This window comes from Streptomyces sp. NPDC088124, assembly GCF_040685895.1.
Classification (GTDB): Bacteria; Actinomycetota; Actinomycetes; order Streptomycetales; family Streptomycetaceae; genus Streptomyces.
On the sequence record NZ_JBFBJB010000037.1, the window covers coordinates 31,502 to 40,542 of the forward strand.

A 9,041-nucleotide genomic window follows, 5' to 3' on the forward strand; every position below is an offset into this window, starting at 1 on the left:
CGCCGTGCGCGCACGAGGCGCGATACCGACGGCTCCGGGCCGATGCCGGGGCCCGCGGAGTCCCGCCCGGTCACAGCTCCCGGCGGAAGTCGGCGAGGATCTGCTTCGTCCGCTGCGCCGACTCCGCGTGCGCGGCCATGCGGTCCATCGCCTCCTTGTGCTGCGAGACCTCGCGGGCACCGTCGAGGTAGAGCGCGCCGGTCAGATACTCGACGTAGACCATGTCGGGCATCTCGGGGACCGTGAAGCGGAAGAGGACGAACGGGCTGTACGTGCCGGGGTGGTGTCCGGCGGCGAACGGGGCCATCTGGAGTGTCACGTTCGGCAGTTCGGCGGCCTCCAGCAGCCGGTCGATCTGGGCGCGCATCGCGGCCGGCGATCCGACGCGGCGCCGCAGCACCGTCTCGTCCAGGATCGCCCAGAAGGCGGGCGCACCGGGTCTGGTCAGCAGCGTCTGTCTCTCCATGCGGAGCGCGACATGGCGGTCGACGCGCGCCGGGTCGCTGCGTCCGACCTCGCCGTAGGTCAGGATCGTCCGGGCGTACTGCTCGGTCTGGAGGAGCCCCGGCACGAAGTGCGGCTCGTAGCAGCGGATGGTCCTGGCCGCCTCTTCGAGGCTGACATGGCCGCCGAACCAGCCCGGCAGTATGTCGTGGAAGCGCTGCCACCAGCCCGGCCGGTTGGCCTCCTCGGCGAGGTCGAGGAAGCCCGTCACCTCCTCCTCGGGGACCCCGTACGCGGTCAGCAGGAGCTGCACGTACGGGATCTTGAGCGCGACCTCGGCCATCTCCATCCGGCGGATGGTGGCCGGCGCGACGCGCAGCAGCCTGGCGGCCTGGTCCCGGCCGAGACCGGCCCTTTCGCGGAACGCCTGGAGCTGCTTGCTCAGGACGAGTTGGCCGATCGTCGGCGCGGACCGCGGCTCACTCATGCCCCACCCCCGAGCTCCGGCATGCGGGCAGTGTGCCACAGGCGAGTGATCGTGGACACAGTGACGACGGAGATGAATTCGGGCTGTGGTCGGCCCGTGATATCCGTGAACTTTCCGGGGTTGTTGAGGTTGTTCGAGGTTGTTCCGGACCACGGTGAACGCCGGGGAGGGCGGGTCCCGGCGACACGCCCGCCGTACGCGTCACCCGGTCCCGGCGCCCTCGTCGTATGTGTGACCGAGCACAGTGCCGCGGCTCCGCCGCCACAGGCCGCCTGGTACGGGCGTCACGGGCGGCAAGATGAACCTTGGGCGTCCGCCGGAACATCTTCGGATGTCCGGGGAGTGGAGAGCGCCGGTTAGCATCGACGCACGGCCTGCGCGCCGCCCGCCGCTGTCCCGTGTGTCTTCCGCTGTTCCCCTGTTGTCCGTCTGTCCTTCTGTCCGTCTGTCTGTCCGTCGTAGAGCGAACGAGTGCTGGAGTGATCTGGACGTGTCCCGACCGCGTGTGGGTGTGGCCGTACTGACCATGGGAACCCGGCCCGTCGAGCTGCGTGCCCTGCTGGACTCCGTGGCCAAGCAGCGGGAGCCCGCCACCCGGATCGTCGTCGTCGGCAACGGCTCCCCGCTGCCGGAGCTGCCCGCGGGCGTCATCGGGATCGAGCTGCCGGAGAACCTGGGCGTCTCCGGCGGGCGCAACGTCGCCATGGAGAAGCTCCGCGAAGCCGGTGACGTGGACATCCTCGTCGACCTGGACGACGACGGGCTGCTCATCGAGGCCGACGTGTTCACCCGTATCGCCGATCTGTACGAGGGCCGTCCCCGGCTCGGCATCGTCAGCTTCCGGATCGCGGACGAGACCGGCTTCACCCAGCGGCGCCATATCCCCCGGCTGCGTGCGAAGGACCCGATGCGCGCCGGCGAGGTGACCACCTTCCTCGGCGGCGGGCACGCGCTGTCCATGGCGATGCTGGCGGAGACGGGCGGCTGGCCGGACGAGTTCTTCTTCACGCACGAGGAGACCGACCTCGCGTGGCGCGCGCTGGACGCGGGCTGGACGATCCGTTACGAGCCCGAGCTGGTCCTCCAGCACCCGCGCACCTCCCCCGCCCGGCACGCCGAGTTCTACCGGATGACCGCCCGCAACCGGGTCTGGCTGGCGCGCCGCCATCTGCCCGCGGTCCTGGTGCCGCTCTACCTCACCACGTGGATCCTGCTCACGGTGGCGCGTACGCGGTCGGTGAGCGGGCTGCGCGCCTGGTTCGGCGGATTCGCCGAGGGCGTACGGACGGCGTGCGGGACGCGGCGCCCGATCCGGTGGCGCACGGTGGGCCGGATGACGGCCCTGGGCCGCCCGCCGGTGATCTAGGACCTCTCGTACGGCCCCGGGGAGCCCGGGGCCCCGCCGGGCCTCCGCCCTGCCCGGGTTCTGCCTCCGTCTCTGCCTTTGCTTTTGCCTTCACCCCTGCATCTGCCCGGTTTTGCCCGTGTTTGCCGGGCCCCGCACGGGCCTGCCCTCTCCGCCCTGCCCCCGCCTCCGCCCTCCGGCGGAGCCGGATGTGTGCCGCACCGCACTACTGACAGGCGCCCCTCCCTTCCCCCCTCCTCGCCTCCCTGCCTCCTTCCCGGCTCACCGACAACTCCCCTCGTCTTGACAATTTTTTTTGTCGGATGGATTCTGGGTGCCTCGCAGAGATGAACCGCACGCCAGAATTCGAGGAACCAGCATGCGTACGCTGATCAGCTCCGCCTTCATCTCGCTCGACGGCGTCATGGAGGCCCCGGGCGGCGAACCCGGCTACCGCAACTCCGGCTGGACCTTCAAGGACGTCGAATTCGTCCCCGAAGCGTTCGACATCAAGGAACGGGAGCAGCAGGAGTCCACCGCGATCCTGCTGGGCCGGGCCAGCTACGAGGCGTTCAGCCCGGTATGGCCGGACATGGACGACTTCGCCCGCTACAAGATCATGCCGAAGTACGTCGTCTCCACCACCCTCACCGAGGACAGGCTCGTCCCGAACTGGGGCGAGACCACCATCCTGCGCACCCTCGACGAGGTCGCCGCCCTCAAGGAGACCGACGGCGGTCCGATCATCGTCCACGGCAGCGTCGCCCTCAACCACAGCCTCGCGGACGCGGGCCTGATCGACCGCTACCACCTGCTCGTCCACCCGCTGCTGCTCGGCGCGGGCAAGCGCCTGTTCCCCGCCACCGACAAGGACACCCAGAAGCTCAAGCTCGTCGAGCACGCCGTGTACGCCAACGGGCTGCAGATGAACATCCTCGACGTCGTCCACTGACCGGGCCCCCGCGGCGTCACTCCTCCGTCCTCGCGGCGTAGTCGGTGGCCGGCACGGTGGCATAGCGGCTCATGACGCGGACGGTCGCCTCCGGGGTCAGCCCCTGGCCACCGGCGATCATGTCCCGCAGGTCACGGAAGTACTGCACATACAGGTCGGGGGTGAACGTGCAGAGCATGACGGCCGGTTGGTCCGTCGGGTTGGCGAAGGTGTGCGGAGCCCCCGGCGGGATCATCACGAGCGTGCCCGCGACCGCGTCGTACACCTTCTCCCCGACCGTGAACCGCACGGTGCCCGAGACGACGTAGAAACCCTCGTCGTGCTGGGCATGGCGGTGCTGCGGCGGTCCGTCCGTGTGCGGGGCGAGAATGGTCTCGCCGAGCCCGAGACGGTGCCCGGTGGTGCTGCCGTCTTCGAGGATGCGCAGTTGTGTGGTGCCCAGGAGGAACTTCTCTCCCTCGCCGGGACCGACCACCGATACCTCGCCCACTCCATCCAACCCGTCCATCCCGTCCGTCCCGTCCGTCCCGCCTGCCTCAGTCATGGCCGGCTCCTTCCTCCACGGTTCGTGGACCACGCTCCGATTTCACCGCCCGGACACCGCGGCCGTCCAAGACCGATGAGGTCGCGCCGATACCCCACAGGTATCGTCCCTGGCCATGGAGTTACGTACGCTGCGCTATTTCGTGGCCGTCGCCGAGGAACTCCACTTCGGCCGTGCCGCCGCCCGGCTGCACATGAGCCAGCCGCCGCTGAGCCGGGCGATCAGGCGGCTGGAGACCGACCTCGGTGCCGCGCTGCTGCACCGCTCCCCGGCGGGCGTCGCGCTCACCCCGGCCGGGTCGGCCCTGCTGGACGAGGCACGCACCCTGCTCGACCGGGCCGACCGGATACGCGTACGTGTGACCGCCGCGGCCGGCGCCGCGACCCTCACCGTCGGCATCCTGGGCGACGGCACCGACCGGGGCGCCGCGCGGCTGGCCGCCGCGTACCGGAGGCGTCACCCGGGCGTCGAGGTCGTCATCCGCGAGACCGACCTGACCGATCCGACCTGCGGGCTGCGCGCCGGGCTGGTGGATGTCGCCCTGACGCGCGGGCCGTTCGACGAGACGGGCCTGACGGTCCGCGAGCTGCGGACCGACCCGGTGGGCGCGGTGCTGCGCGCCGATGACCCGCTGGCCCGCCGCGAACGCCTGAAGACGGCCGACCTGGCCGACCGGCGCTGGTTCCGGTTCCCGGAGGGCACCGATCCTCTCTGGCAGTCGTACTGGAACGGCGGAGCGCCACGCGAGGGTCCGGTGGTGCGGGCCGTCCAGGAGTGCCTGCAGGCAGTGATCTGGAACGGTACGGTCGGACTGACCCCGTTGGGGCACGACCACCCTCCGGAGCTGGCCGTGGTGCCGCTGCTCGACATGGCGCCGAGCCGTGTGGTGGCAGCGTGGAACGAGGGTGACGAGAACCCGCTGATCCGCTCGTTCATCCGGACCGCGACGACCGCGTACCGCCACTGAGCACTCTTGCGGGGCGCCGCCAGGGTCTCCCGGATGGCGTGAAGTCCTCTGCCGTGTAGCAGTGTTACGCCCCGCTCAGAGGGCGGCGAGCAGTCCGTCCAGCGGCGCGGGGACCCGGTCCGGATCGAGGGCGCCGACGAGGACGTGGCCGTACTGGATCTTGCGGCCCTTCTTCGTACCGAAGAAACGCCGCAACTGCTGCTGTGCGGGACGGCCCTGCTGCGCGGGCTGGCGCAGGAAGGTCTGCAGGGGGCGCAGGTCGCCCTCCGCCCGGACGAGTTCCTCCACCCGGGGCGCCCCCAGCGCGCGGATGAGCTCGTCCTCCAGGTCCGCCGCACAGACGAAGATCCCGGCCTGTGCCGCACCGGCCCGTTCCCAGCCGCGGGCGTAGTAGGGACGTTCCGCCTCGTCGCAGAGCCCGGTGAGGCGGAGGCCCAGGCCGGACGGCCCGAGCAGGCCGGCGAAGCGCCCGACGCTCATCGCACCGCCCATCGGGAGTACGCAGACCCCCTCGGCCGCCAGGTCCCGCCCACGGCGCGCGGCCAGCGCCTCCACCGCCGCGACATCGCTCGGCCCTTCGAGCAGAACGGCGGTCCGTACGCCCAGCCGCGCCGCCAACTCCCGCGCGGTCCCGTCGGGGCCACCCGTGTCACCCATGTCACCGGAGCCACCAGGGCCACCGGCTGCCCACGCGGTGACCGCATCCCGGAACGCCCCCATGTCAGCCATAGAAGAAGTCTCCGCCCTTTCCAGCCACCGGGGTAGGCATTTTTCCACCGAGCCCCCTCCCCCGGAGCCGCCGGGCGAGGCGTACGACCCGGTGTCGGGTGGTGTGCCGGGCCCGCCCCACCGCAACCAACACACCACCGGACAAGCACACCCCCGCGCGGCACTGCCGCGCGCCGCCTTGCACCCGACACCGCCAGAGGGCGGGAAGGGATTGTCAGACCCCGCTGCCATGACGGCCGGCCGTCCCTCGCCGACAGGCATCCGCCGGGGAGGGTGCCCCGGGCACAGCTCGGCGTTGCACCGTGGGCCTTCCCCTCAAGCGGGCGGAACCCGGCGGGCAGGAACCTCGAAGACGAGTTCACGACCGTCCTCCTCATCCCACTGCTCGCCGACCTCGACGAAGCCGAAGCCCGAGATCGTGGCCAGAGATGCCACGTTGTCGGGGCTGATCGTCGCCCGCACCGTCGTGACCGTGGCTTCGGCCGCTGCCCGGCGGAGCAACTCGATCAGGGCGGATCGGGCATATCCCTGGCGGCGGAAGTCGGGAGCGACGGAATAGCCGATCTCGACCATGCCGATCTCATCAGGCGGTCCGTGGAACCCGGCATGTCCGACGACGAGACCGTTGTCGCCGACGATCGCCTGTCGCGCCATCCACCGCGCCCGGCCGGGATCGGCGGCCATCTGGTCGAGCCGGAACCGCCACAGCCACCGTGCTCTGTCGGTCACGAAGTACTCGGTCAGCGAAACCCCGGCCACCCTGCCGGCTTCGGGCAGGTCGCCATCGAGCAGAGCGGACATCGCCCCGCCGGACAGCTCGACAAAACGTACGCTCCTCGGGCTTCGCGTGAACGGTCCCGCGTCATCGGCTTCATCTGTCACCCACGGATGCTCGCCGACCGACCCGCAGGGCGTCCAACGATTTCGCGGCAGCCCAGCACTGCCGGTTCCCGGCTAGCCGGAAGTGGGGGGCGCGGGGGCACCGGCCGGTACCTCGGTCTCGCCCCTCGGGACCGGTTCCACCCCCGGCGGTTCGACCGACGACGGCATCGGTACCGGTACGCGCGACGGGTCCGGGTCCGCGCTGCGCGGGGACTCCGTCGGCTGCGTCGACTCGTTGGGGCCGGCCGGCTCCTGTGTCCGGCCCTGGTCCCTCGGTACGAGGACGAGTACGGCGCACGCCACCACCGCGGCCAGGCCGAACGCCAGCAGCGCGGTGCGGCGCATCCGTACCGGCATCGGGAAACGCCGGTGGGGGTACGCGGACGGCGGGGAGGCGCGGCGCAGGTCGCCCGGTCCGACCGTACGGGCCCCGGCCTCCAGCGCCTCCCGCAGCCTGCGTTCGAGCGCGTCGGGACCGGGGCCCGGCCGCTCGCGGCGCGTGGGGGTCGTCGGGGTCATGCGGCTATCTCCAGCTTCCGGCCCAGGGCGTCCAGGGCCCGGCTCGCGGTGGACTTGACGGTGCCGCGCGACACACCGAGGGCATCGGCGATCTGGGCCTCGGTGAGGTGGGACCAGTACCGCAGGACCAGTACCTCGCGCTGGCGCCGGGTGAGAGAGCGGAGCGCTTCGAGCACCTCCCGGTGCTCCTCGTGCAGCAGTACGTACTCCTCGGCGGCCGGGGCGTGACCCTCGCGTTCGGGCACATGCGCGCGTACGGTCCGGCGGCGGCGCAGTACCGAGCGCGCCGCGTTGACCACGCACGTACGGAGATACGCCTCCGGGTCGTTCAGGCCGGTGAGCCGTTCCCCGTACCGGCGGAACAGCGCGGCGAAGGCGTCCTGCACCACGTCCTCGGCCGTGGGGAGGTCGTCCACGAGGAGCAGGGCCAGCCGCACGAGCTGGAGCCGGCGGTGGTGGTAGAGGTCGTCGATGGACGGCGCGCCGTCCCCCACGCCGATGTCGGCGCCCACGCCCGGGGTGGTGTGCTCCCGTTGCTCCCGTGGCCGGGAAAGGCTGCGCAGGAGCGCCCGCCATCTCCGGCGCGGCGGGGCCGGGGCCGAGACCGGGGCCGGGGCCGAGACCGGGGCCGGGGCCGAGACCGGGGCCGGGGCCGAGACCGGGGCCGTACACACCGGGCCGACCTGACCGAACGGGTACGCCGCCGCTGTCGTCATGGGGCTCCTGCGCTGAGGGGGTGAGGGGGGTGAGGGGGACGGAGGTGGTGGGGCCGCCGGGTGATCGGTCCGGCAGCCCCTGTCGGGTGTGGAGCGGCGATGCCCGCCGCGCCCGGTTACCCTCGTGCGGCCTGCGGGTACGGGACCCCGTTCGCGTCCGCGGGGACCGGGATGGGGGCCTCCGTCGGCGGAACCGGGGCGGGGACCGGAGCCTCCGTCGGCGGGACCGGGGCAGGCACCGGAGCCTCGGTCGGTGGGACCGGCACCGGGACCTCCGTCGGCGGGACCGGGGCGGGGACCGGAGCCTCCGTCGGCGGGACCGGGGCAGGCACCGGAGCCTCGGTCGGCGGGACCGGGACCGGGACCTCCGTCGGCTCCGCCGGGACGGGGACCGGGGCCTCCTCGGGCGCGACGCGGGACGGTACGGGCGTCGCCGGGCCCGACTGGGCGGCGGCCATCGCGCCGCCCGCGGAGAGCGCGACCACGGCCGCGGAGGCTCCCAGCACCATGCGCATCCGGCCGCGGAGGGCGGCTCCTCGTACGGGGCGCGGGGGGCGGTGACGGTTGGACATGTGTTCCTCGAATCAACTCGGGTGATGACTGGACTCACGTACGGACTGGACTGGAGGCGCCTCCACCCGGACAGACGTGCGGCCCCGCCCGAGGTTGCGGGTCGGAGGAAAATCTCTTCCCGGGATCTGAATGCAGCCCTGGATGTAGCAGCACTACATCCATCCATGAAGAACTGTTCGCTGGTGCTGAAGAGACCCGTCTTCGATGCTGGACGCATGATCGGAACGAACGCGGTCCTCGGCGTCAGCGTGGTAGCCCTCGGCATGGTGCTCACCCCCGGGCCGAACATGATGTACCTGGTCTCACGGAGCATCACCCAGGGCCGGCGCGCGGGGGCGATCTCCCTCGCCGGGGTCGCCGTCGGCTTCCTCGTCTACCTCAGCGCCGCCAACCTGGGCCTGTCGCTCGTCTTCCTCGCCGTGCCCGAGCTGTACCTGGCCGTGAAGCTCGCGGGAGCCGCCTACCTGGCCTGGCTCGCCTGGAAGGCGCTGAAGCCCGGCGGTCTCTCCGTCTTCGCCCCGCAGGAACTCCCGCCCGACTCTGCCCGGCGGCTGTTCTCGATGGGGCTGCTCACCAATCTGCTCAACCCGAAGATCGCCGTCATGTACCTCTCGCTCATCCCGCAGTTCATCGACATCGGGGCGGGGCACGTCCTGTTCCAGGGGTTCGTCCTCGGCGGCGTCCAGATCGTGGTGAGCCTGGCCGTGAATCTGCTCATCGTGCTCGCCGCCGGGACCATCGCGGTCTTCCTCGCCCGCCGCCCCGGGTGGCTGCGCGTCCAGCGGTACGTGATGGGCACGGTCCTGGGCGCCCTCGCCGTCAAACTGGCGACGGACCGCACGCCCGCCGTGGCCACGTGATCCGGCGTGATCCGGCGTGATCC

Annotated in this window: 11 protein-coding genes; 4 read left to right on the forward strand and 7 right to left on the reverse strand. The window is 71.7% G+C overall.

Annotated elements, in window-relative coordinates:
• Positions 1–70: 70 nt before the first annotated feature.
• Complete coding sequence (locus AB0P17_RS27755; RefSeq protein ID WP_365814721.1) at positions 71–931, reverse strand: helix-turn-helix transcriptional regulator; 861 nt, start codon at positions 929–931, stop codon at positions 71–73.
• A 526-nt stretch (positions 932–1,457) separates the two neighbouring features.
• Between AB0P17_RS27755 and AB0P17_RS27760 the strand changes: the two genes are divergently transcribed.
• Together AB0P17_RS27760 and AB0P17_RS27765 are read left to right on the forward strand one after the other, a co-directional pair.
• Positions 1,458–2,297, forward strand: a complete 840-nt coding sequence (locus AB0P17_RS27760) for a glycosyltransferase family 2 protein (RefSeq protein WP_365814840.1) — start codon at positions 1,458–1,460, stop codon at positions 2,295–2,297.
• Positions 2,298–2,655: 358 nt separating this feature from the next.
• Entirely contained in the window at positions 2,656–3,228 is a 573-nt protein-coding gene (locus AB0P17_RS27765) for a dihydrofolate reductase family protein (RefSeq protein WP_365814723.1), read from the forward strand.
• A gap of 16 nt (positions 3,229–3,244) precedes the next feature.
• Here the strand turns inward: AB0P17_RS27765 and AB0P17_RS27770 are convergent, their stop codons facing one another.
• A complete protein-coding gene (locus AB0P17_RS27770; protein ID WP_365814842.1) occupies positions 3,245–3,736 on the reverse strand; it encodes a cupin domain-containing protein in 492 nt (163 codons plus the stop codon).
• A gap of 151 nt (positions 3,737–3,887) precedes the next feature.
• Between AB0P17_RS27770 and AB0P17_RS27775 the strand changes: the two genes are divergently transcribed.
• Complete coding sequence (locus AB0P17_RS27775; RefSeq protein ID WP_365814725.1) at positions 3,888–4,739, forward strand: LysR substrate-binding domain-containing protein; 852 nt, start codon at positions 3,888–3,890, stop codon at positions 4,737–4,739.
• A 75-nt stretch (positions 4,740–4,814) separates the two neighbouring features.
• Here AB0P17_RS27775 and AB0P17_RS27780 read toward each other — a convergent pair whose 3' ends face one another.
• From AB0P17_RS27780 to AB0P17_RS27800, 5 genes are all read right to left on the reverse strand, one after another.
• Positions 4,815–5,468 carry a TOPRIM nucleotidyl transferase/hydrolase domain-containing protein gene (locus AB0P17_RS27780; RefSeq protein WP_365814727.1) on the reverse strand — a complete coding sequence of 218 codons (654 nt, stop codon included), beginning with the start codon at positions 5,466–5,468 and terminating at the stop codon, positions 4,815–4,817.
• A 315-nt stretch (positions 5,469–5,783) separates the two neighbouring features.
• Positions 5,784–6,269 carry a GNAT family N-acetyltransferase gene (locus AB0P17_RS27785; RefSeq protein WP_365814844.1) on the reverse strand — a complete coding sequence of 162 codons (486 nt, stop codon included), beginning with the start codon at positions 6,267–6,269 and terminating at the stop codon, positions 5,784–5,786.
• A gap of 153 nt (positions 6,270–6,422) precedes the next feature.
• Complete coding sequence (locus AB0P17_RS27790; protein ID WP_365814729.1) at positions 6,423–6,869, reverse strand: hypothetical protein; 447 nt, start codon at positions 6,867–6,869, stop codon at positions 6,423–6,425.
• Entirely contained in the window at positions 6,866–7,585 is a 720-nt protein-coding gene (locus tag AB0P17_RS27795) for a SigE family RNA polymerase sigma factor (protein WP_365814731.1), read from the reverse strand. Before AB0P17_RS27795 ends, AB0P17_RS27790 begins: the two co-directional genes overlap by 4 nt.
• A 116-nt stretch (positions 7,586–7,701) precedes the next feature.
• Positions 7,702–8,157 carry a hypothetical protein gene (locus AB0P17_RS27800; RefSeq protein WP_365814733.1) on the reverse strand — a complete coding sequence of 152 codons (456 nt, stop codon included), beginning with the start codon at positions 8,155–8,157 and terminating at the stop codon, positions 7,702–7,704.
• A gap of 216 nt (positions 8,158–8,373) precedes the next feature.
• Between AB0P17_RS27800 and AB0P17_RS27805 the strand changes: the two genes are divergently transcribed.
• Positions 8,374–9,018 carry a LysE family translocator gene (locus tag AB0P17_RS27805; protein WP_365814735.1) on the forward strand — a complete coding sequence of 215 codons (645 nt, stop codon included), beginning with the start codon at positions 8,374–8,376 and terminating at the stop codon, positions 9,016–9,018.
• The last annotated feature ends 23 nt before the right edge of the window (positions 9,019–9,041 follow it).

Coding starts and splice junctions, on each gene's coding strand:
- AB0P17_RS27780 (WP_365814727.1), bottom strand. CDS start 5,468: ATGGCTGACATGGGGGCGTTCCGGGATGCGGTCACCGCGTGGGCAGCC.
- AB0P17_RS27785 (WP_365814844.1), bottom strand. CDS start 6,269: ATGTCCGCTCTGCTCGATGGCGACCTGCCCGAAGCCGGCAGGGTGGCC.
- AB0P17_RS27775 (WP_365814725.1), top strand. CDS start 3,888: ATGGAGTTACGTACGCTGCGCTATTTCGTGGCCGTCGCCGAGGAACTC.
- AB0P17_RS27765 (WP_365814723.1), top strand. CDS start 2,656: ATGCGTACGCTGATCAGCTCCGCCTTCATCTCGCTCGACGGCGTCATG.
- AB0P17_RS27805 (WP_365814735.1), top strand. CDS start 8,374: ATGATCGGAACGAACGCGGTCCTCGGCGTCAGCGTGGTAGCCCTCGGC.
- AB0P17_RS27760 (WP_365814840.1), top strand. CDS start 1,458: ATGGGAACCCGGCCCGTCGAGCTGCGTGCCCTGCTGGACTCCGTGGCC.
- AB0P17_RS27795 (WP_365814731.1), bottom strand. CDS start 7,585: ATGACGACAGCGGCGGCGTACCCGTTCGGTCAGGTCGGCCCGGTGTGT.
- AB0P17_RS27800 (WP_365814733.1), bottom strand. CDS start 8,157: ATGTCCAACCGTCACCGCCCCCCGCGCCCCGTACGAGGAGCCGCCCTC.
- AB0P17_RS27790 (WP_365814729.1), bottom strand. CDS start 6,869: ATGACCCCGACGACCCCCACGCGCCGCGAGCGGCCGGGCCCCGGTCCC.
- AB0P17_RS27770 (WP_365814842.1), bottom strand. CDS start 3,736: ATGGACGGGTTGGATGGAGTGGGCGAGGTATCGGTGGTCGGTCCCGGC.
- AB0P17_RS27755 (WP_365814721.1), bottom strand. CDS start 931: ATGAGTGAGCCGCGGTCCGCGCCGACGATCGGCCAACTCGTCCTGAGC.